This window comes from Stieleria marina (assembly GCA_007741555.1).
Classification (GTDB): domain Bacteria; phylum Planctomycetota; class Planctomycetia; order Pirellulales; family Pirellulaceae; genus K23-9.
Genome location: CP036526.1, coordinates 3,095,516 through 3,118,971 on the forward strand (window position 1 = coordinate 3,095,516; position 23,456 = coordinate 3,118,971).

The 23,456-nt window shown below is 54.1% G+C and carries 16 protein-coding genes; 11 read left to right on the forward strand and 5 right to left on the reverse strand.

Annotated elements, in window-relative coordinates; translation table 11 throughout:
* Positions 1-93: 93 nt before the first annotated feature.
* The 4 genes from K239x_RS10780 (at position 94) to K239x_RS10795 (ending at position 3,949) form a co-directional block, all read left to right on the forward strand.
* Entirely contained in the window at positions 94-285 is a 192-nt protein-coding gene (locus K239x_RS10780) for a hypothetical protein (protein WP_145417808.1), read from the forward strand.
* Between the two features lie 399 nt (positions 286-684).
* Positions 685-1,950 (forward strand): DUF1559 domain-containing protein, encoded by a 1,266-nt coding sequence (locus K239x_RS10785; protein WP_145417810.1) that lies wholly within the window; start codon positions 685-687, stop codon positions 1,948-1,950.
* Between the two features lie 227 nt (positions 1,951-2,177).
* The gene (gene moaC, locus K239x_RS10790; protein WP_419190078.1) at positions 2,178-2,618 is read left to right on the forward strand and encodes a cyclic pyranopterin monophosphate synthase MoaC; all 441 of its coding nucleotides are present in this window, start codon (positions 2,178-2,180) and stop codon (positions 2,616-2,618) included.
* 194 nt (positions 2,619-2,812) lie between these two features.
* A complete protein-coding gene (locus K239x_RS10795) occupies positions 2,813-3,949 on the forward strand; it encodes a polyprenyl synthetase family protein (protein ID WP_419189921.1) in 1,137 nt (378 codons plus the stop codon).
* A gap of 128 nt (positions 3,950-4,077) precedes the next feature.
* On the opposite strand, the gene K239x_RS10800 is transcribed toward K239x_RS10795, so the two are convergent.
* Positions 4,078-5,505: an oxidoreductase gene (locus K239x_RS10800; RefSeq protein ID WP_145417812.1), complete on the reverse strand. Its 1,428-nt coding sequence runs from the start codon at positions 5,503-5,505 to the stop codon at positions 4,078-4,080.
* 74 nt (positions 5,506-5,579) lie between these two features.
* Complete coding sequence (locus K239x_RS10805; protein ID WP_145417814.1) at positions 5,580-6,533, reverse strand: dihydrodipicolinate synthase family protein; 954 nt, start codon at positions 6,531-6,533, stop codon at positions 5,580-5,582.
* Positions 6,534-6,747: 214 nt separating this feature from the next.
* On the opposite strand from K239x_RS10805, the gene K239x_RS10810 reads away from it, so the two are divergent.
* On the forward strand, positions 6,748-7,593 hold the full coding sequence (locus K239x_RS10810) for an AraC family transcriptional regulator (RefSeq protein WP_145417816.1): 846 nt from the start codon (positions 6,748-6,750) through the stop codon (positions 7,591-7,593).
* A gap of 123 nt (positions 7,594-7,716) precedes the next feature.
* On the opposite strand, the gene K239x_RS10815 is transcribed toward K239x_RS10810, so the two are convergent.
* The gene (locus K239x_RS10815; protein WP_145417819.1) at positions 7,717-9,582 is read right to left on the reverse strand and encodes an arylsulfatase; all 1,866 of its coding nucleotides are present in this window, start codon (positions 9,580-9,582) and stop codon (positions 7,717-7,719) included.
* A gap of 259 nt (positions 9,583-9,841) precedes the next feature.
* On the opposite strand from K239x_RS10815, the gene K239x_RS10820 reads away from it, so the two are divergent.
* The 3 genes from K239x_RS10820 to K239x_RS10830 all read left to right on the forward strand — a co-directional run bounded on the left by K239x_RS10820 (position 9,842) and on the right by K239x_RS10830 (position 16,056).
* Complete coding sequence (locus K239x_RS10820; RefSeq protein WP_419189922.1) at positions 9,842-13,906, forward strand: DUF1553 domain-containing protein; 4,065 nt, start codon at positions 9,842-9,844, stop codon at positions 13,904-13,906.
* Positions 13,896-15,305 carry a DUF1501 domain-containing protein gene (locus K239x_RS10825; RefSeq protein ID WP_419189923.1) on the forward strand — a complete coding sequence of 470 codons (1,410 nt, stop codon included), beginning with the start codon at positions 13,896-13,898 and terminating at the stop codon, positions 15,303-15,305. The genes K239x_RS10820 and K239x_RS10825 overlap by 11 nt, the downstream gene beginning before the upstream one ends.
* Before the next feature lie 268 nt (positions 15,306-15,573).
* Positions 15,574-16,056: a superoxide dismutase [Ni] gene (locus tag K239x_RS10830; RefSeq protein WP_419189924.1), complete on the forward strand. Its 483-nt coding sequence runs from the start codon at positions 15,574-15,576 to the stop codon at positions 16,054-16,056.
* A 131-nt stretch (positions 16,057-16,187) separates the two neighbouring features.
* On the opposite strand, the gene K239x_RS10835 is transcribed toward K239x_RS10830, so the two are convergent.
* Complete coding sequence (locus K239x_RS10835; RefSeq protein ID WP_145417823.1) at positions 16,188-17,693, reverse strand: sulfatase family protein; 1,506 nt, start codon at positions 17,691-17,693, stop codon at positions 16,188-16,190.
* Positions 17,694-17,810: 117 nt separating this feature from the next.
* On the reverse strand, positions 17,811-19,256 hold the full coding sequence (locus K239x_RS10840) for a DUF6666 family protein (RefSeq protein WP_145417824.1): 1,446 nt from the start codon (positions 19,254-19,256) through the stop codon (positions 17,811-17,813).
* 118 nt (positions 19,257-19,374) lie between these two features.
* On the opposite strand from K239x_RS10840, the gene K239x_RS10845 reads away from it, so the two are divergent.
* The 3 genes from K239x_RS10845 to K239x_RS10855 all read left to right on the forward strand — a co-directional run bounded on the left by K239x_RS10845 (position 19,375) and on the right by K239x_RS10855 (position 23,437).
* On the forward strand, positions 19,375-20,337 hold the full coding sequence (locus tag K239x_RS10845; protein ID WP_145417827.1) for an NHL repeat-containing protein: 963 nt from the start codon (positions 19,375-19,377) through the stop codon (positions 20,335-20,337).
* A gap of 130 nt (positions 20,338-20,467) precedes the next feature.
* Positions 20,468-22,012: a sialate O-acetylesterase gene (locus tag K239x_RS10850; RefSeq protein WP_145417829.1), complete on the forward strand. Its 1,545-nt coding sequence runs from the start codon at positions 20,468-20,470 to the stop codon at positions 22,010-22,012.
* A gap of 219 nt (positions 22,013-22,231) precedes the next feature.
* Positions 22,232-23,437 carry an FG-GAP repeat domain-containing protein gene (locus K239x_RS10855; RefSeq protein ID WP_145417831.1) on the forward strand — a complete coding sequence of 402 codons (1,206 nt, stop codon included), beginning with the start codon at positions 22,232-22,234 and terminating at the stop codon, positions 23,435-23,437.
* Positions 23,438-23,456: the final 19 nt, after the last annotated feature.

Here is a 23,456-nt window from a genome sequence, read left to right on the forward strand (position 1 = left end):
ATCGTTCGCGTTTTGCTGATCAAGGATGGCGCTCCCTTCCTGGCTAACTTTGCTTAGCCCGCTCCTCCTCTTGGTAGAAAGATCTGTCTGATCATGAAGAAGATTGCATGCCTGATGCTGTTCTGCGCTACGGTTTGTTTTGTGTTGCCAGGTTGTGGCGGAAGCGAATCAAGCGTTGTTGAAGCACCCCAAGAAAGCGGTGACGGCAGCGCGATGGAAGGCATCGATGACGAAGCCTACAACAAGGCAATGAACGAAGCGATGAAGGGACAAGGCGGCAACTAATTTCGGCGTTTAGTAGCAGCGATTTGTCTAGCATTTGGCGATGGACTTACTCTTTAGCGCGTTGTGCGAAAAGTGTTTCGCAGTGTGGATCGTGTTCGCTTGACTGCAGTGCGTTGTCGTTCGAAATGTGATTTATGCCTTTGCGAAAAGCCTTTCGCAAATGAGAGAGTCGTCCCCCTTCCAAATGGAGGGTGGGGGGTGTCTGCCCTTCCGTTAATCGTTAAATCATGCGGGTATTTTCTGCAAATCACAAGATTAGGCGATCCTTTGGAAGTCAAAGAACGCTTTAACTACTGAAGACAAGTATTGTGCCTGTTATCTCTCCTTTGTCGAAACCGGTTTGACCGTTACTTCAGAGGTTGTTTTTTCCACATTGATGAAAGTGTTTGAGGTGTTTTTATGGGTTCTCCCAGAATGAAGTCACGGGGTTTTACACTGGTTGAATTGCTGGTGGTCATCGCGATTATCGGAATTCTGGTTGGGTTGCTACTGCCTGCTGTTCAAGCAGCTCGCGAAGCCGCTCGACGCATGAGTTGCAGCAATAATTTCAAGAACATCGGATTGGCAATCCACAACTACCACTCGGCATACAAGCAGTTGCCGATCCAAGGTACGGGTACCGGCATCGGTATCAATACAACGAACTGGTGGGAAACTGGTAACGACGCCAGCAAAGAAACGTTGAGTGCTTTGGTTGGTTTGACTCCGTTCATCGAGCAGCAAGGACTGTGGAGTTCAATCTCCAACCCAAGCTCCGAGACGGTTACGGGTGGAGCTGTTCCAGCTAGCACGAATTTGACCGGTCCTCAGCGATGGCCTGCGATGGGTCCAAGCCCTCGTAACTTCTCAGCTGATCCTGGTTACAAGCCTTGGTCGACTGAGATTCCTACGTTCCGTTGCCCAAGCGATCCCGGTGTTGGACTTCCAGCTCTAGGCCGGACGAACTACGGAGCTTGTATGGGCGATTCGGTCAGCGACTGGAGCAACGCTCACAAGACTGGGACGTTGGCGAATCACACTGCTGGTTGGAACCACAGTGCATCCCGCGCATCGAACCGTGGATTCTTCCAAGTTCGCAAGGCTGCGAAATTCCGGGACATCCTCGATGGACTGTCCAACACGATCGCAATGGCTGAGATCAAAACCGACCTTGGTGACCGTGACATTCGTTCGTCGCTTTCTTGGGAGCAGAACGGTGGAAACGATATCAACGACAACCCTTCGTACTGTGCCGACCTGAATCAAATCGATCCAGAGCGACCTACGTACTGGTGTAACGGTGGCGGAACGTGTTCGACACCTGCGCAGTTGACCACTGACAACCGCAACACTCGCGGTGGCAGCTGGGCTAACTTCCGTGCCGCTGTGACTCAGGTTTACACGGTTCTTCCACCCAACGCAGAAATGTGTATCGGATCATGGGAAGATGCCCCTGGAACTTGTCCTCCAAGCAGTAATCACCAAGGTGGTGCTCACATCCTGATGGGTGACGGTGCTGTCGTGTTCATGACTGACGCAGTCGAAGCTGGCGATCGTCGTGCCGGTGGAGTTCGCCTTGGTCTGACTGGTTCTCGCTCTCCCGGATCGAAGAGTCCCTATGGATTGTGGGGTGCTCTGGGTACCAAGTCCGCCAACGAAACGATCGAAGAGCAGCTGAATCAGTAATCGATTCGATCGCTTTAGATAACAATCTGCCTCACACGTGTAATCACGTGTGAGGTTTTTTGTTGCGCAAGAGGCAAGCGAGCTTTACGGCCTTATTTTCCCTTGGCAGCGACATCGCTACAGTGAACGATGCCCCGCTAAACTCCTGTTTGTCCGCTCGTCTGCCTTTTCGACTGAGAAGTATCTTGTCTTCACCCTCTCACTTCGACGACCAAGGCAACGTGCACATGGTCGATGTTTCTGATAAGCCACCGACGTTTCGCCAGGCGATCGCTTCGTCGGAGCTGGTGATGTTGGCTGCCACGGCGGACCTGATACGTTCGGGGACGGCATCCAAGGGGGACGTTCTGTCCGTAGCTCGGATTGCCGCGATTCAGGCGACAAAGCTGACGCAGCAACTGATTCCACTTTGTCACAGCATCCCGATCGAATCGGTCGCCGTCGAATTCGAATGGATCGATCGCATTCGGCTACGCTGCCGGGTCACGGTGGGAACGACCGGGCGAACGGGCGTCGAGATGGAAGCGATGACGGCAGCGTCAGTGGCGGCTCTGACGGTCTACGACATGGTGAAGTCCGTTGACCGTGGGCTGGAGATTCACCGGGTTGTCTTGGAAGAAAAATCAGGTGGTAAATCCGGGGAATTCGTCCGAAAGACCCTGCCGTAGGCTGTTTCCGTATTTGCGAATGTTATCGGGGGTTAGCGAAACTCGGTTAATCGGATACGAAGTGGGGGAAGTTTTTGGGCCTGAATTTGCGATTTGCTTGGTCTGTTCGCTTCTACCACAAATCATCCGTTTGAGATGCCTTGGATCATTGGAGCCGAGGCACAAGAAACTCCCATTCACTTGAGCTGTTCGAGATGGATTCGACGTCGACGATGCGTACCGAAGCGACCTCGCGAAACAATGTCAACAACGGCCACCGGGCGTGCGAGTCGATTGCCTCCGACGCACATCCTATCGCTGCCAACCGGATCGCGGCCAACCCTAACGCGGCCAACATGGCTCAGCCGCAGGACGCTTCGCAGGCCGTGCTGGAGCATCTGTATGGCCCGATTGCCCAGGCGTTAGGCGAGATCGAAAAACAGTTGAACGAGCAACTGCAGAGCCCCTACGAGTCGCTCGTTCCGCTTCTGCGTCATGGGACTCAGTTGGGCGGCAAGCGGCTCCGTCCTGCGATGTTGCTACTGGCGGCTACTGCGGTGGGGCAAGTCAACCAGACCCATGTGGTGCTTGGGACCGTGATCGAAATGGTGCATACCGCCACACTGATTCACGACGATGTGCTGGACGAAGCAACGACACGGCGCCATGTGCCGACGATTAATGCGTTGCACGACAATCACACCAGTATTTTACTTGGTGATTTTTTGTTTGCTCAGGCCTTCCGTTTGACGGCCACGCTGGATGACGTTCAAGCGTGTCGCTGGATTGGCGACGCGGCAAAAAATGTTTGTGTCGGTGAGCTTCGCCAAGTGCTGGATCGCGACACGATCGATCTGGACGAAGAAACCTACCTGGATATTCTCCGTGGCAAGACAGCTGAACTCTGTAGCGTTGCTTGTCGGATGGGGGCGAGGCACGCGGGTGGCAGTGACGAAGTGGTTGACGCTCTAGCGGAGTTTGGAAATTCGATCGGAATCGCTTTTCAAATTGCAGATGACTACTTGGATCTATGGGGCGACGACCAGACTGTCGGCAAGACACTGGGAACCGATCTGGAACAGGGCAAGATGACGCTGCCCTTGATCCGATTGCTCGACACCTGCTCGGATGAAGACCGCGACGAGATCGTTTCGATCATCACGGGCCCAAGCGAGCAGCGAATCGAAAAAATTCGCCCGTGGTTGGATCGGTGCGACGCCAAGCAATACACGTCTGATACAGCGACGCGTTTCCAAGCGACTGCGGTCAGTGCTCTGGATGTTTTGCAAGATTCGGCAGCAAAAGAGTGTCTCAGAGCGATCGCTAAATTCGCTGTCGACCGGCGATTCTAGGTCGACCGGCGATTCTAGGTCGACCGGCGATTCTACGTTGATCAGCGATTTCCAAGTCAGCCGGCGAACTTGATTGGGTTTCGACCGGCTCTAGATCGTCTGCTGTCGCTTTTTTTGAAGCACAGGATTTACACGCTGGCTTTCTTAATCTCGTTCAACGCGGCTCGTTCTGGCATGGCTTTGTAGAACGGGTCCAACGGATAGCAGCCGCTGATGATTCCGTTCCGCGGTGCGGTCGTGCAGTCGCTAAACGTGCGGCAGATCTTCTTGCGACTCATGATGTCGCCGGACAAAATGTCTGCGGGCATGTCGGGGTACGACAGGACCATTCTTCCTAAGCCCACACTGTCTACCATTCCCTGAGAGGCGACCGCTTGGGCAACTCCGGGCAACCAGTCTTGCAGGTAGGTGTATCCGGACCCGACGAAAAACAGATCGGGATGCTGACGTTTCAGTTCCGCAGTCGCATGAATCTGACGTGCCACACCGACCAAAGGATCTTCTGGTGGCTGGTAGCCATCGCTGGGAGGAAAATAAGCCGGTCGTTGAATGTGCGGATTGTAGTATGGACTGCCCGCGGTTGTACAAACCAATGCAATGCCAAGCTCTTTCAGCAGTGCCATGAATTTTGATGGTTCCGTCAAATCGATGCCCATTCCCGATCCGTCACCTCCAAATTCAAGCCGGGGATCGCTAAGCGGGTCAGGGACGCCGACCTTGTCATCGCCCGGTTTGAACGGAAAGAAATCGAAAATGCTGACGCGAACCGCGAACTTCATATTGGGCGCCGTCGCGCGAATCCCGGCAACGATGTCTCGCAAAAAGCGAGTTCGATTCTCAAATGACCCACCGAACTTACCCGGGCGGTCAACACCGCTCAGCAATTCGTGGCCGAGGTATCCATGGCAATGCTTGATGTCCACAAAAGTGAATCCCGCTTTGTCAGCCAAAACAGCGGCAGCGACAAAATCATCGATCAGCGTCGAAAGCTCATCGTCGGTAAGCATGGCCGAGTCATCTTTGATGCCCAGCTTTTTGTCTAGGGCCTCGTTGCGCTGCGCGGGCCGCGGTTCTGCTTTCGACTTGTCGTTTGGCCTCGCGAACCGGCCGGAATGAGTCAGCTGGAGCCCAACGACTAGGTCATCGGTTTTGCCGAAGCGCTCAGCGTGTTTGTCAAACAATTCTGTGCGGAGAGATTCGATTGCATTCAAGTTCTGGTCATTGATCATCACTTGGTTGGGATTGGCACGACCGTCCTGCCGGACTGCGACGGCTTCGCCGCCCCAAATCAATTTGGCACCACTGATTCCAAAGTTGTGCCAGCGTCGCCGCGTCAGATCGGTTGGTTTGCCTTCGCGTGTCCCATCCCAGCCTTCCATCGGCAAAATGCAAAAGCGATTGCCGATGTTCATGCCGTCCACGACGTTCGACTGCGACAGGACGCTGTCGTTGCCTGACATAACGTCGGCGTCGCAAGGCAAGGTGATTCCGAGTTCATCGAGACGTGCGACGAAATCGGCGTAAGTCTTCAGGCTAGCGATTCTGGGGTAGGCCATGGGTTTGTCTATCAATTCATCAAAAAGGAAGGCACGTCGGGGCGCTGTGTCCGCGTCAAATTCAATGACCGCAGTTATGCGAGTCGTTTCTCAAGGTCATCGACAATGTTCTGCAGGATCGGTAAGTCAGAATCCGGACGGCAAGGTGATCCTGGATAAGTTCGATTGGTTTCGATCTGACCGCGAAGATGCAGGAACATTGCTGCGGAGTGTTTGTAGGCAGGCACGTCCGGGCGAAACGCAAACGTTCCGAGGTACTGCAAGAGATCGTTTAGTTCAAAAAACTTAGGGTCACCCGACTCCCACATTGCATCGCGGCGAGCAAATGCATCGGGTGCAAACGTGCTGAGCCCCAGCAAGTAGTCGCTCCCGTACATCACCATGTCGATCGCCAGGTCATTGCCCGTGCAGACTTGAAAGTCAGGACGTTGGCGGTTGCGGAGGTCTAGGCGTTGCCACTCCAGCATGCGATTGAGCGAGGAGTGTTTTGCTCCGACGCAGGACTGGATCTCCATCAACTGCGAATAAACTTCGAGGGAATAGACTTGACCGAACGGCGCAAAAATGGGCGACAATTCAAAAGCATAAAACGCGTCGCAGTTGGCACCCAGGCTTTGATAGGCCTGAACGATTTGATCTTCGCTGCCGCCAATCAGGCCGTACGATTGAAAGATCACCGGCACGCCGGCGTGCTGTTGGATTTGGTCCATGCTGGTTCGATAGGCATCGGCGTCATAAGGACTGCCCGGGTCGTCTTTGACAAATGCTCCTGCGACGTACTTTCGACCGGCCGCGATTTCTTGGGTCCGACCTAGGACTTCCACACGCGTTGCTTCGTCAATCAAATGCCCGTATCCCGTGTCCATGTTCACCGCGGGCGACAGGCCGGCATCCAAGGTGCGATGAACGTGATTATCGAATCCGACCCAGTCAACGGAGTCATCCGCTTTTAAGGGCAACAGTATGGCCGAAATACCGTGAATCTTTCGGCCGGGAGTGATCAGAGAAAAAGGGTCGATCGGCGACATTATTCGCTCGCTGTTGAGTGGCGGTAGTGCGGAAAAGCCATGATTGCGTCCGCCGTGGTTGATACGGGCGAATCAGGGGATTCGCGATTTGGGTAGTTTGCTTTCTGGCAGGCTCAGATAATAGACCAAACGCGGGATTCTATCTTGGCTGATTGGGTTGTATCATGGTTTGCAAATCGGGCACGCAGTGTTTCTTACGCGACAGGAATCCCTTATGTCGGACGAATTGACCGACTACGCGCTCAGCGAGCGGCTTCCGCCCTGGGGTGTCCTGGTGTTGGAGAGTCATCATTCGCCACGGTTCACCATGGACTGGAGAACTCACGCATTTGTCAAAGTCGTCTATGTGCTCAGCGGCGAGGGTGCGTTCTGCTTTTCTGACCATCAATCCAGTTTCTCAACAGCCGACGTCGTGGTGGTCCCGCCCGGCACAGCCAATCGGATTGAAGATGCTCCCGGATCGGCGTCTAGTTTGTACATATGTTGTCTTTCGACATCGCTGTTTCACTTTGACGATCAATTGGTCGATCGTTTTCAGAAGCAAACAATCCGTGGCGACGGGCACTTGGCAAACCGAGTCGCATCGCTGATGCGAAGAATGGTGCACACGCAGCAGAGCAATGAGTCGCACTGCGCGCTGTCGATGGTCAGCGATGCGCTTCAGTTGTCGCAACGCATTTTTGCTTCGAGGTCATTCTCACATTCTCGATCGGCGCGATCGATCGTGAACGAAGAATCAGAGTCCGACCGGCCGCGGATGGAGCAGTACATCGATTCGCTCCGAACCGATTTCTTTGAGGCCACGACCATTGATGCGGCAGCGGAAAGCGTTGGCATGTCGAGGCGAGCCTTTACAAAACGCTTTACTGAAATGACCGGTAAATCGTGGTTGGTCTATGTTCGCGAACTTGCTGTGCAGCACGCCAAGCAGCGACTTGGCAACACGAACGTCCCCATCGCATCGATCGCGTTTGAATGCGGATTCAATGACCTCAGTACGTTCTACCGGCAATTCAAGCGACACGTCGGTGAGTCACCAGCCGCCTATCGAAAGGGTTAGGTACTGTTCAATCAACGTTGTCCGACAGCGATTGCCGCGTGCAATAGGCGGTACCAAAGCTGGTAACAAGCAAGCAAAAGCCCGTCGCATGTCGTCGACCAATGAGTTTTCGATGTTGCGATATTATTCCGCTGCTGAAATGCTGGTTAGCACGATCGAATGCACATCAATCGCCTGTTTGCCTTGGAAGTCAGCCGCCGTAAGTCGCAGCGTTTGTCGACCCTGTTCCAGTCGCAAGGACCCGAGCCGCAGAGGGCGAAAATCTTTCACAAAGTAATGAGAGTCCTTTACACGCTCTTTTGATTTGTCGTAGAGCGGCGGGTCGAAGACTTGCGTCACCGGAGCCGTCGCTGCGTCGCCTCCATCGACACTGGCCGTGATTTTTACGCCTTCGTCACCTGCCGCGCAGGTGTAGTGGATGGTCGCGTTGTATTGGCCGGCTGCCTTCACGCCGATTTCCCAGGTGATCGAATCGTCTTCGCTGGTCCAATTGCGAAAGAACGAATTGTTGGGCGGTTTGGCGCTGCGCTGGATCGTCCCGTGTTCGACTGCGTCGCGGGCTGGCAACGTAGTCGAAGGTCTATAGCCAACGTGGAAAGGTCGGTCCGCGAAACGTTCGTTGTTTCGCCGCGCCGCCGCGGAAAAACGATCCGCCGCTTGCTTCAGAGCGGCAGCCCGCTTGGGAAACTGATCCGAAACATCGAACCGTTGTCCGCGGTCGTTTTGAATGTCAAACAGCTTGGATTGTGCGTCCAGCCGGAAGCGTTGGTCACGAACGGTGACCTTATTTCGCCAAAGGCTAAAGAGGTTGCGTTTTTTCCACGCTTGGTCGGGATCTGACCACAGCGGAGCGAGATTTCTGCCGTCAATTGGCTTTTGCGTTTTCGCTTCGACGTTTGCCAGTGCCGAAAGGGTCGGTAGCAGATCAATGGCACCCGCAACGGTGTCGACTTTGGTGGCAGCCGCTATCTTTCCGGGCCAACGAATGAAAAGTGGCGATCGCAGCCCCCCTTCATCCAGCGTTCCTTTCTTGCCCTTCATGCCGCCGTTGTATCGAAACGAATTCGGGCCATTGTCGCAAAAGAAAACGACGATCGTGTCGTTGGCAATTTCCAATTCGTTGAGCGTGGTCAGCACACGCCCGACATTCCAATCAATGTTTTCGCACATTGCCATGGCCGCGCGAGTCATCGCGACGTCTTCACGGTCAGCTTCGCGATGTTTGGAAACCGGATCGAGGTTCGCAAACTGATCGTAGAAGCGATCGTCCACCATCATCGGTGAATGAGGCGTATTGAGTGGTAGGTAGCAAAAGAATGGCGTCGAGGCGTGCTTGCGAATAAACCCAATGGCGTGGTTCGTGAAGTCGTCCACGACAAATCCGTCGCCACGGACGACTTGTCCATTGTGATCCAGCGGTGGGCTGAAATAGTGCCCCCAGTGTCCGGACGTGAATCCGTAAAATTCGTCGAAACCGCGATCATTGGGATGCAGGGGAGATTGAGTGCCATTGTGCCACTTGCCAAAACAACCCGTCGCGTAGCCGGCCGTTTTGAATCGTTCGCCAATGAGTGATTCGCTGGGGTTGATTCTGCCTTCACCGCGACTGACACCGCTAACACCCGTGCGATGATGGTAGCGGCCTGTGAGAAATTCGGCTCGCGTCGGCGCGCATACGGCACAAACATAGAAGTTTTCAAACGCGACGCCTTCGTTGGCTAGTAAATCCAAATTGGGTGTCGATAGGTTCTTGTTCCCATGAAGACTCAAGTCGCCCCAGCCTTGGTCGTCGGTCAGTATCACGACGATGTTTGGGTGTTCCTTGCTTTGCGCTTGCAGTGATTTCGTAAAAATCGTTTGGGACGCGAACGCGAGCAGGATTGCACAAAGCTGGCTAACGATCTTGATTTGATTGGGAGCCGACGCCGTTGGAGGATCACACGCAGCGGGTCTGTCATAAATCTGCAGCTCGACCAGGAAATTCAGCATGCGAAATCTCGTTCAAAGAAGTTAGTGTCGTTCGGTCCACCGAATGCGTAGTGCCCATGTTGATAAGCGGGGGAAAGGCTCATCTTGCTGCCGTCTGTTTTACCAGTTAGCCCAGCGACCTGCAGAACCTTGTCCTATCGCATACGTGCGGCGAAGGCTGATTGGCAAACTTTGATTCAGTGCCTTTACGCGTCGCGCGTTGTGGCATCGTCTACAATGGAGTGAATCCTATCCCCCGCTTGAGAGGATCCTTCCGATCGTGAAAATCGTTTTCCTTCCTGCTTTGACGCTGCTTTGTCTGCCGGTCGCTGCTTCAGCGACGGAGTGGCAGCCCAGCGAGATTGAGTTTTTTGAGCAACGCATCCGACCAGTTTTGGTCGAGCAGTGTTACGAATGTCATAACACGAGCGAAACGGCCGAAGCTGAATTGTCGCTGGATTACCACGACGCGCTGCGCCAGGGCGGTGAATCAGGGACGCTGCTACCGAAGGACCCAGCGGATAGTTTACTGCTAAAAGTCTTGAAGCACGAAATCGAAGGGCTGGAGATGCCTGAAGGGGGCGAAAAGCTTGATGACGATGTGATCGCGGACTTCGAGAAATGGATGTCGATGGGAGCGCCCGACCCGCGTAGTGAACCGCCCACCGAAGATGAGCTGGCCTCGTCGACTTCATGGCCAGTGATTCGCGAAAAACGCAAGCAGTGGTGGAGTTTTCAGCCGATCATTCGACCGGAGATTCCCGCAGCGAAATCAAACGCGGAAAATTCAAACGCGGAGAATTCAAACGCGGAGAATTCAAACGCGGCGCGCGACCACGCGATTGATCGATTTGTGCAAGCCAAAATGGAAGCGTCTGGCCTGGTTCCCGCTGGGCGTGCGGAGCGGAGTGTCCTGGCGCGGCGGCTTTCGTTTGCGCTGGTGGGGCTACCGCCTACACCAGCGAGCATCGCTCAGTTCGTTGATGATCCGTCTCAGGGGGCTTATGAAAAGTATGTTGATCGCTTGCTGAACTCTGATCATTTTGGTGAACGCTGGGCTCGTCACTGGATGGACTGGATCCGGTATGCGGAATCTCATGGCAGCGAAGGTGATCCGAGAATCGCCGGAGCCCACCATTATCGCGATTATCTGATTCGTGCGTTAAATGACGACGTGCCGTATGACGAAATGGTTCGCGAACACATTGCCGGCGATTTGCTGGATACGCCGCGAATCAACGATCAGCTCGGAATCAACGAATCCCAGTTGGCGACCGCCCATTGGCGCATGGTGTTTCATGGTTTTGCCCCGACCGACGCCATGGAAGAAAAGATGCGATTTACCGATGACTCGGTCAATGTATTTAGCAAAGCGTTTTTGGGGCTGACGGTTTCTTGTGCTCGGTGTCACGATCACAAATTCGACGCGATCAGCCAAGCCGACTACTACGCCCTCTTTGGAATCGTTGGTTCGACTCGCCCAGCAAGAGCTGCGATTGATTCGCCGGACAGACTGAATCGCAACCGCGAATCGCTGGCGGCTTTGAAGTCACAAATTCGCGACAAGATTGCGACCTCTTGGCTTGACTTGGTTTCAAGCGACGATGAGCTGCTTGATGCGATCAGCCAAGACAAAGCACGATTGACGCCCGTTGCAAAGTTCTTTCAGTCGCTTCGCGAGGCGGACGATTTTCCTGCCGCTTGGCAGCGTCTTTCAGCGAACGTTGCCGCGTCAAGCAACACCGAGCAGTCCGAAGCGGTTCGTCATTGGGATTTGTCTCAACCCGTCGATCACAAAGCTTGGTTTGCTTACGGAAACGGTACGGTTGATCAAGCGAGTCCCGCGGGAGAATTTACGATCGCTGAAGCTGGCGAGTTGGTAGTTCGTGACATCCTTCCAAGCGGTGTTTTTTCGCATTTGCTAAGCGACAAACATGCCGCCGTGTTCACTTCGCCATCGTTTCCGCTGGATGATGAGTACGATCTTTGGCTGCGCGTCGATGGCGACGGGGCTGCGATTTCTAGGTTCGTGGTGCAGGACTATCCACGCAACGGCACCGTTTTTCCTTTTACGAAATTGAATCAGAAAGAACAGCCCGGTTGGAGATGGCAGAAATATGATCTGAGCTATTGGAAGGGCGACGACATTCACATCGAAATGGCGACGGCGAATGATTCTGCCATTTTGGTTCAGGGCAAAGATCGTTCGTGGTTTGGGATTCGGGATGCGGTCGTTGTCCCCAAAAACACTCCATGGAACAGCGATCTTAACAAGGAATGGTTGCAGCCGATTTTGAAGCGTGCCGAAGCTGATTCGCCGACTTCGATGGTGGAATTTGCGGGCCTGTTGCGACGATCAATCCGCGATGCTGTTGCTGCTTGGCAGCGCAAAGATTTGAGCGACGCCGAAGCGATTTTGTTGGATCAATGCGTGAAGTCGGGCATTCTTGCGAACACTTTGGAATCGCTCGAAAAAGTAGAACCACTGGTGCAGCGGTACCGCCAACTAGAGAGCGTTATCCCCGTGCCGCGGCGAGCACCCGCGTTGGCAGAATGGGCTGGTGCGGATCAGCCGTTGTACCTGCGAGGGGATCACAAGCAGCCTGTCGAGAAAGTCCCACGACGTTTTTTGGAGGCGTTCGATGGCACGCCGTACCAATCCAAACTTAGCGGCCGGCGTGAGTTAGCCGCAAGTGTTTTAAACGAAAGCAATCCGCTGACTTCGCGAGTGATCGTTAACCGCATCTGGCACCATTTGTTTGGTCGCGGAATTGTGGGGACCAATGATAATTTCGGACGGCTTGGGGAGACGCCGACGCATCCTGAGTTGCTGGACTATTTGGCCAGCGAGTTCCGCTCGTCAGATGATTGGTCCATCAAGTCAATGATTCGCCGTATTGTGACCAGCGACACTTGGTGTCAGGACGCAGTATCGTCCGCACCGGCGAAAACCATTGATCCGACAAACAAATTCTATTCGCACTGGTCGGTCACGCGATTGGAAGCCGAGGCGATTCGTGATGCCGTGCTGAGCGTCGCGGGAAAACTAGATGCGGGCATGTACGGTCAAGCCGTGGCTGGGAAATCAAGTCGCCGCAGCGTTTACGTCAAAGTCATCCGCAACGCACTGGATCCGTTCCTGGCTACGTTTGATGCGCCGGTGCCGTTTTCGAGCAAAGGCCGTCGAGACGTGACCAATGTCCCGGCACAGTCATTGCTGATGATGAACGATTCGTTTGTACTGGACGCAGCCCGGAAATTTTCCGGTCGATCTTTCAAGCAAGATGCGATTGACGACGATCGTCAGCGGGTGGGTTGGTTGTGGCGAGAGGCGTTGGGGCGGCGGCCAACTGACGAGGAGATTCAGTCGGCAATCGCGTTCGTGGAGTCTTCCTCAGCGATGTACGGCGAGATGACCGAACACCGCCGGCAATTGCAGAGCGATTTCGATCGACACGATGCGGAATTGCAATCGATCGTGGATGCGGCGGTGAAACGCATTGGGGCCGCTTCGGTTGATTCGGGGTCCACCGATTTGCACCCAATCTCTGAATGGTCATTTGAAAGTTCGGCTGACGACCAAGTGGGGCAACTTGATTTGAAACTGGAGGGATCAGCCTCCATTAGCAAAGGAGCTTTGATACTGGATGGAAACGGATTTGCCAGGACCAGTGCCGTTGTCAAACCTTTGCATGAGAAAACACTCGAAGCGGTGGTTCAGCTGTCCACGCTGGAGCAGGCGGCGGGCGGAGTGATGACGGTTCAAGATTTGTCAGGCACGGTGTTTGATTCAATTGTTTTTGCAGAGAAAGCGAAGGGGCAGTGGTTGTCGGGGAGTGAACATCATCGGCGGAGCAAGTCGTTTGACGGTCAGTCAGAGACCGACGCGGCGAATAAGCCAGTCCATTTAGCGATTAGCTACGCTGTTGACGGGAGGATCATTTGCTACCGCAACGGCCATGTGTACGGAACGTCTTACAAGGCCAGCCGGCAATCGTTTAGCGAAAATGATTTTGAAGTTGTGTTTGGAATGCGACACGGAAAAGCACCCAGCGGGAATCGTATGCTTCGAGGACGGATCTTGCACGCAAGGCTTTATGATCGAGTGCTAACCTTGGACGAGGTTCATGCGGCTGCGATTGAAACCGTCAACGCGATTTCTCCGGAGCAAATCGAACAAACGCTGAGTCGCAGCGAGCTCAAGCGACGGAATGAACTGCAGGTGAGATTGAAGTCGCTTCGATCGGAAATGGCCACGTTGCCAGTGAATGTCGAAGCGAACCAAGCCTGGGTGGATATTGCGCACTCTTTGTTCAACATGAAGGAGTTTATCTATGTTCGATAGAGCATCGGCAGTTTGTCGTCGGCAGTGGCTGGCCCGGACCAGCAGCGGGTTTGGGATGATGGCGTTGTCCGCATTGCATGCTGGTCAGTCCCAAGCCGGTACAGGGAAAGTCCTGCGTGGAAAAGCCAAGAACGTGATCCTTTGCTACATGTCCGGAGGTGTTTCGCACGTCGATTCGTTCGATCCCAAACCGCGACTCAGTCGAGATCACGGTAAGCCGATGCCGATGAAATTGGAACGCACGCAATTCAACAAGAACGGCCAGATTTTTGGCAGCCCGTTTAAGTTTTCACGGCATGGTGAAAGCGGTTTGCAAATCAGCGACCTGTTTCCTGAAATTGCGAGTTGCGCGGACCATTTAGCAATTGTTCGATCCGCGACCTCCGCGGTGAATGAGCATGCGCAGGGCAATTTCCTGGCGCACAGCGGATTTCCATTTCTGGGCCATCCCAGTGCAGGGGCTTGGATGAGCTACGGGCTTGGTTCCGCCAATGAAAATCTGCCTAGTTACGTTGTGCTGCAAAGCGGCGGTGCGGTGGCACCGCACGGAGGTGTGGGGCTTTTTAGCAGCGGTTTTCTTCCGGCCCAACATCAAGCTTCGATTCTGCAAGCTGATGTCGCGGAGGCGGTTGCAAATGTTCGGCCGCAACAACCGCCTGGCTTGCAGCGCCGGCGGTTGGACTTTGTCGCCGAACTGGATCGTCATTTTGCCTCTTCGATCGACGATGCCCATGTGGACGCGTCGATCAAGAATTACGAGACCGCGTTTCGAATGCAGACCGCGGTTCCGCAGTTGTGTGACATTTCCGGCGAAACTGAGTTGACCCGACGGATGTATGGAGTCGACGATGCGGACAAAACGAAAGCAGCCTACGCCCGGCAAGCACTGCTGGCTCGACGGCTGATCGAACAGGGCGTGCGTTTCGTGGAGCTTTCCTGTCTGACTTACAAGATCGGCGCCGGCGGCGCTGCCAACCCTTGGGATCAACATGGTGAGTTGGAAAAAGGGCACCGGGCGATGGGAGGACAAGTCGACCAGCCGATCGCAGCGCTGATTAAGGATCTGGACGCACGCGGTTTGCTTGACGAAACGATCATTGTGTTCACGGGCGAATTTGGCCGCACGCCGTTTTCGCAAGGTTCAAACGGTCGGGATCACAATCCGTTGGGGTTCAGTTTTTGGATGGCTGGCGGAGGTATCCAAGGCGGCACGACCTATGGTGCAACGGACGAATACGGTTACCGCGCGGTCGAGAATCCCTGCACTTTCTATGATCTGTGGGCGACCGTGTTGCATCAGCTAGGGATCGACCACGAAAAACTGACGTACCGCTCTGGCGGTCGCGATTTCCGTTTGACAGATGTACACGGAAACGTGCTCAAAGGAATCCTGTCGTAGCGAGCCGCAACTGCCGAGTGGGAAAATGTTTTCGGCATGACGAACCTGACGCCGCGTTATGTTTCTGTCCGTTTTTGCAAGGTCGTTTTGCGAGAAATTTGCGTCGGACTGCCACGGGAATGGGAAAGCATGCACCGTCCGATTGGTTCTTTGGAGCAATGTCAAAAATCATTAGCTAGGACTGCGGCAAGGTCCGATTCACTCTATAGTGATGGGGAGCTTTATTGTCAGAATGACAACTCAACCAATCACTTTGAGAATCTTGAAAATGAGTCAACTATCCATGCGTTTTGCACCTGCATTTCTGTCCCTCGCTATCGTCTGCCTTGCAAGTTCGGTTGCTTCGGCACACTGCCAAGTTCCTTGTGGAATCTATAGCGATCAGCTTCGCTTTGAACAAATGTTGGAAGACGAGCACACAATTTCGAAAGCTCAGTTGCAAATCAACGAATTGTCCGGTGGCGAAATTGATGCTCAAACGGTCAATCAAATGGGCCGCTGGGTTTCGACGAAGGAAGAGCATGCGACGAATATTCAAAACACGATTGCCGCGTACTTCATGGCTCAGCGCATCAAGACTGACAACCCAAAATACACCGAGCAGTTGGTTGCCGCTCACAAGGTGATGGTCGCTGCCATGAAGTGCAAGCAGTCAGCTGACCCGGCAACAGCCAAGTCGTTGGAAAAATCGATCTTCGAACTCTACAAGGCTTACGAAGGCAAAGAGCCAACGTTTGAACACAAGCACTAAGCTGAACTGAAAAGCGAATCTGGTCGCTGCGACGCTCCCTACCAGGAGCGTCGCAGTAGCTTCTACTCTGCCTGACCGCTGTTGCGATGTCGCGGTAGCGGCCTTTCCGTGAGCTTTCTCAAGTTGCCGTGTTACTTTCCTTCGGCGGCCCATTTTCGCATCAGAGCGATATTGTTGTCGATGATTTGTGCTTGCTCGGGACTTCCTTTTGGACCATGCATGCGGTCCGTGTAGACCTTCATGTCACTGTCAAACATCTCGCTGGACTCCGGCACTTGACCTTGATCGTTGGTTTCTTTCATCCAAACGTCCAGTCGTCCACGCAGCTCTTGTAGCGTCTGCGCGTAGCGTGGGTTGTCCGCTAAGTTGTTGATCTCATGGGGATCCGCCAGCGTGTCGTACAGTTCCTCGTGCGGGCGTGTTTGAGCCATCAGTAGCGATTGAACTTCGTTCAGTTTGCCTTCGCTGTGATACTGCCGCAGGGCAATCAGGATCGCCTTGGCATCTTTGTATGCACAAGGCTGCAGGTACGGACGCTGGGGCAAAAAGTTGCGAATGTATTTGAACTGTTTGGTGCGCACACTGCGCAGGTGGTCGACCGTTTCATCACACCGATCGCGGGCGGCAAAGACGGCTTCGCGAGGCTGATAATCATTCGCCAAAATGTCGCGAGCTTGCATGTAGGACGGAATCGCGATCCCTGCGGCGGCCAGCGACAGTGCCGCGATATCGATGTGTTCCACAACGTCGTCACGAATTTGGCCCGCTGTGATTCCTGGTCCGGCGATGACAAGCGGAACGTGAAGGCCTTCGTCGTACAAAAACTGCTTGCCACGTGCATGGCTGATGCCGTGATCGGTCATGAAGAGCACCAGCGTGTTCTCCAGTTCGCCTTCTTGTTTCAGCCGATCGATCACGTCACCCACCATCGCGTCGGTCATGCGGACCGAATCTAAGTAAGCAGCCCAGTCGCTAACAATGTCAGGATGATTCGGGTAGTAGGGCGGAAGTTTGACAACGTCGGTCGACATTCGCGTGCCGAATCGTTTTTCGGCGTTTGTTGCGACTTGCTCCCAGCCGTCCGAGTCTTTTCCGCGTCGTTTGCCGCCTCGCGTTTGGAACTGAGCAAAAAACGGTTGGCCCTTTTTTCGTCCAGACCAATCATTTCCATCGTAGACCGATTTGTCCCACTCAAAGTTGTAGTCTGTCTTGCCGAGTCTTCCTTTCGCAACGGGCCAACCTGTAACCGAAGTGTAGTAGCCGGCGTCTTGAAACATCTTGGGGATCAGCTGGATCGCTTCGGGCAAATAGATCTTCTTTTGCCCGCGTCCGCTGCGGTGATGGTGCGCACCAATGCTGGTTTGGTACATCCCGGTGATGAACGCCGATCGGCAGGTCGAACAGACTGGCGCAGTGACGTATGCGTTGGTGAACTTCACGCCGCGATTCGCCAAACGATCCACGTTGGGAGTTTGGATTGCGGTTTCGCCGTAGCACGAAAAATTGGCCGACATGTCATCCGGAATGATCCAGACAACGTTCGGTTGTTTCAGATTCGTCGGCGAATCGGGATCTTGCGCTGCCAAAGAACTCGGCAATGACAGAGCAAACGCAAACGCGACAAAGGCTTTCAGCATGGCAGTTAACTCAGATTGGGAAACACGGATAGCTCCCCGAGTATAACGCCGACCACCTGATCGAGTGAATCGATCTAGTGGCGGTGTGCCGCGTCGTTAATCTGTTTTCGGCAACGGCTATTTGCGTTGAACGATGAATGTTCCGTTGTCGGCAACGTCGAACATTGGACGGCCATAGCGATTGCACGAATTGACACCACCGGGACGGAACGTGAAGCCCATCGAAAGATTCCAGGCTTCGTCGTGAAACGATTGGCCTTCGTCTTCGTTGGGATTGACATAGGTCGCACCCGCATTGAATAGCACTTTGGCACCCAGCGGTTGGTTGACGGAGCAGCCCATCACGGTGTTGTCGCCATCGGTGCCGCCCACGAACACGGACCAGTCGCCGTTGCAAGCGAGTTCGCGACGGTAGAATGCGCGGACTTGGTTGAGAGCTTCAAAGTCAACATTGGAGATCAACGACGAACCAGCCAAGTCGCGGACGGCGGTCGTTGACGAATCGGAATTGGTTCCTGACATGAAATGCACGCCAAAGATATTGCAGTTACCTGTATTGAAACTCAGCTCGCCGCGAATTTGAGTCACGTCGCCTTGAAAGTACCAGTCTTCGTTGAGGTAATCAAAGACGACACCGTACTGCAGACCGTAGTCGACGCGGCGAAACAGGCCAGCTGTTAGAAAGATCTGATGACGCGTTTCGTTAGTGATCTTGGAACCAGAAAGGTTGCTCTGTGTAGCTCGCAAACCCAACTGAGCCGAAAGGTCAAAGCCGAGCAGTTTTCGAAGCGATCGCCCCTCGTTGAATCCCTGGTAGAAACCGAACGAACTGCCGGCTCCAACCATTTGAGTCGGATCGTTTGCGTTGATGTTGGCACAGTTCATCGGACCGGTGTAGCCTTGCACGCCGGCAAACAAATTCATGCGATTCCAACCCATGCGTACAAACGGTAGGAACACAGGCAGTCCACCCGGGCAGCAATTGGAAACGCTGGCACATGAATCGCAGCCGCAGTCGGCTTCCATTCCGCAAGACGGGCCCATGAATTCAACGCCGCAACTGCATTCGCCGACGCAGCCGCAGCCAGGTTCCATGATTTCGACGCCACAGCCACAGCCGATTTCGAGTCCACAACCGCAGCTTGGTTCGATCAGTTCGACGCCACAGCCGACTTCGACTCCGCAAGAGGCTTCCATGCAATCGCAAACCGGTCCGCAGCCACCATCGCAGCCGCCACCTAAAAATGAAGTTTGCTGGACGAGCGAACCGTCCAATGGGGCAGGCGGGATTTCGTTAATCGCTTGTCCGTAAGCAGCTTGAGCGATCATCGATTGACGACGGGGTTGGGCCGTGACAAGCCGAGCGTGGCCGACATCGATGCGATCTTGCACGTAAGGAGTCTCAGCCGATCCCGCCAAGCCAGTTGCAGCGGAACGCTGAGTCTGAGGGCGAAGTCGGTTCTGCGCCTCAGCGGTCGCTGGTTGAAATACCGTGCTGGCACAAAAACTAGCGAAAATTACGGTCGCACTCAGGAGTCCAAGACGGCTCTGTCGCGTTATCATAGCGTTGCTTCTTGTAGAACGTTACAAATTCACAATGGGCACGCTTTCACGACGCACCCCCCACATCCGGATAGGCTGGATGTCCAATCTTATTCTTCGGACCGTTACGACCCGCACTATGAACAAACTTTGCGTAATCGTTATCTTTTCACACGCTAGCATTTTGGGTCACGTGGTCGCGTTGCTGCTTTTGGCGGTATTGGCAGCCGGTTCGACGGTCGCAATCGCACAAGAAGCGAAGGCCCCCGCGGAACAAAAGGCAGACCAAAAGAATGACGATGCCAAACCTGTCGTAACGTATCCACGTGACGTGGCCGTCGATGGTGATTCGTTGCTAGTGGTCGATCTTGACCTGCCAGGCATTTGGAAAATTGATGGCGACAAGCAAACGCTTTACGTGAAAGGAACGAAGTTTCTTCGCAAACCAATGAACCGTCCATGGTGCGTGGTGCCGCATCCCGAAGGAGGCATTTTGGTTGGCGATAGCGCGACGCGCGAAGTCTATGCATTTCCAAAAGCCAGTCCAGACGGAAAGCCACTGGCATCCGATTCCGGCACACCCCTGACCAACGGGTACATCGGTATCCCAATGGCCATCGCAGTCAGTCTGGATGGCAAAACCATCTACGTCGGCGACGCGGAAAAACGAGCGGTGTTCTCCCTGCCTATCGGTGGTGGAAAACCGGAGCTTGTCGCGCGAGTCAATGCACGCGGATTGTCGTTTGATGGCGAAGGTTATTTGTGGGCCGTCACGCCGGATGCCGAAGCCGTCTATCGAATCGACACCAAGAACAAAAAAGCGGAAGCCATCATCAAGGAACGCCCCTATCAATTTCCCAGCGGTCTGACTTGGGCAGGCGATCATGGTTATGTCAGTGACGTCTATGGCAAATCGATCTGGAAGTTTACAGCTGATGGAAAAACCGAAAAATGGTACGGCGGCGATGGGCAAGACGCCTTGGGTGGTCCCGTCGGGCTGGCCGTCACAGAGGATGCCGTATTGGTAGCGGACCCTAAGAAAAAACAGACGCTTTCGATCGATCGGAAATCAAAGAAAGTCACGGAGCGAATGCAACCGTAAAGAACTTTGGTGACCAACGGCGTAAAAAGGCAAAACTGCACGCCACCGCTCATGCATTGGGTTATTATCTTGGGTCCATTGATGGTTCAGGTCGAACCATTTTCCCACCTTCCAGTGCGAGTCCCGCCCAATGCTCCGTTATCGTCTGTCTGTTTTGACTGCCGCGTTTGCAGTCGCCACTTTGCTGCTTCCTGTCATTGCCCATGCGGAACTGAAAATGTCGTCCGTGTTTGGCGACCACATGGTTTTGCAACGCGAAAAACCGATCCATGTGTGGGGCTGGACCAAGCCAGGCAGCGATGTCACCGTGAAGTTGGCTGACAAATCGGCGTCCGCGGTGGCTGATGACAAAGGACGTTTTGACGTTTCGCTAGATGCTCTGCCTGCTGGCGGACCGCATCAGATGACGATCGCGGCGGACGAAATGATCGTGTTTAAAGACATACTGATCGGCGAAGTATGGCTTTGTTCGGGACAGTCCAATATGTCCTGGCCGGTCGGCAGTTCAAACGATGCCGACTTGGAATCCCGGGCCGCAAAATTTCCCAACATACGTTTGATCTCTGTGCCACAAGTCGGGACGCAAGACCCGCAGCATGATTTCAACGGCAAGTGGGAAGCGTGTACTCCCGAGACCGTTCCGTCGTTTTCTGCTGTCGGATACTTCTTTGGTCGTCAGTTGCATCAAACGCTGGACGTGCCCATTGGATTGATCGATAACGCTTGGGGTGGTTCGTCTGCCGAAGCATGGGTGCGTCGCGACGTACTGGAGTCATCTGGAAACTTCGACGAACTGTTAGCCAAATGGGACGACACTGCCAAGACGTACGACCACGACAAAGTTCGAGCAGCGTATGACAAAAAGTTGGCCAAGTGGGAGGAGATTAAAAAAGGCGCGCGTCCACGTGAGCCTCGCAATCCACTGGTCGGTCAGCATCGCCCCGCGAACTTGTACAACGGTGTGTTGCTACCCGTGCTCGGTTACACGCTGCGTGGATCGATTTGGTACCAAGGCGAATCGAATGCGGGGCGCGCGTATCAGTACCGCGAACTGTTTCCGTTGATGATCCAAAACTGGCGAGACGATTGGGCGCAAAGCGATTTTTCGTTTTACTGGGTTCAGTTGGCAGACTTTCGCAGCGAAAGTGAGCAGCCTTCGGAGAGTAGTTGGGCGGAGTTGCGTGAAGCTCAGACCATGACGATGTCTAAACTTGCCAATACCGGTGAAGCCGTCATCATCGACCTGGGCGAAGCGTCTGACATTCACCCCAAGAACAAGCAGGTCGTCGGAAAACGCCTGGCACGTTGGGCGCTTGCGAAAGACTACGGCATCGAAGTTCCTTTCCGCAGTCCCACTTACAAGTCGATCGAGATTGACGGCAACAAAGCCGTGGTGACGTTTGACCATGTTGGCGGAGGATTGGATACGTTTGACGTCAATCAGCCGATGGGGTTTGCAATCGCGGGCGAGGGCGGCAAGTTTTTCGAAGCCACTGCCAAACTGGTTGGCAAAGACAAGGTTCAGCTTGTCAGCGACCAGGTCAGCAATCCCAAAGCCGTTCGCTACGCCTGGGCCGAAAACCCGGTTTGCAATGTGCAAAGTAAAGAAGGCTTGCCGATGACGCCGTTCCGCACGGACGACCGTCCTGGAATTACCAAGGGCGTCGTGAAGTAGTGGTGATTTCGTTGATCTGACTAGGGCCTGTTGGAAAGTCCGGTCAACGCTATGACCCAAATCTCGGCGCAATCCATCGCCGATGCGAGCCTCGGTCTACGCCGCGAAAATTGCGGCATAGACCGGCGCGTTGGCGCTCGATTGTTTTGGACAGCGCTCCGATCCTAGAGCTACTTGCTAGACTCCCTCTTTGTTTCAAACGTTGTAAGGTGATTCCCCATGACGAACCAGTCTTTCCTTTCGTTTGTTCTCGTTGCGATTTTGCTGTCGACATCGGCGGAGCAGGCGACGGCGGAATCAAAGTGGCGGCAAGTCGAAATTGACAAAATTAAGATCGGCTATGGAATTGCTATCGCCGATGTGGATGGAGACGCCAAGCCGGATATTGTTCTTGCCGACAAAAGCACGGTTCAGTGGTACAGGAATCCTAGCTGGACCAAGCATGTCATCGCACAGGACCTGACCGAGCGAGACAATGTATGCGTGGCGGCCCGAGACATCGATGGCGACGGCAAGTGTGAAATTGCGATCGGCGGACAGTGGAATTATCGCGAGAGTGTCAAAGACGGTGCGGTCCACTACTTGGTTGCTCCTGAAGATCGAACACAGCCGTGGACGCCCGTTAAACTTCATCACGAACCCAGCACACACCGCATGCATTGGGTCCGCGCTGCGAAAAACGATTATCGTTTGGTCGTCAAACCACTTCGAGGCAAAGGTAGTCGAGACGGAGACGGCGCGGGTTTGAAACTGCTGGCCTATTCAAGACCAGGCGATCCCACGTCGACGTGGAAACACGATGTCGTTTGCGATTTCATGCACTTGTCGCACAATTTCCACCTCGTCAACTGGGATGATGACGTGGACGAAGAAATGATCATCGCCGGAAAAGAAGGAGTATGGCATCTGGATCGACAAGGCGACCAGTGGAAACGCAGTCAATTGACAGCAGCCTTTGCGGGTGAAGTGCGCGATGGTCGGTTACCGCGCGGTGATGGCGCTGACGGCCAAGGCAGCGAAATGATTAAGGCGAAGCGATTCGTTACGACGATTCAGCCGATGCACGGATCGACATCTGCTGTCTACGTTGAACCAGAGCAATCAGGGCAGCCCTGGGAATTGGTCAAGGTGTTGGACGAATCATTGAAGGATGGTCATGCAATTGCTTGTGCCGATTTTTTGGGCCGCGGTAGTGATCAGATCATTGTTGGATGGCGAGCGATGAACGAAAAAGGAATTCCAGGTATCAAACTCTTTACGCCGCTTGATGCTGATGGAAAAAGGTGGCAAGAAGAGCAGCTTTCGGCCGACAAGATTGCCATCGAAGATATCAAGGCCGGCGATTTGAATGGCGATGGCAAAGTCGACTTCGTGGCGGCCGCCAGGCAGACCAAGAACTTGGTAATATTCTTCAACGAAAACTAATCTCTACGATTCACACGTT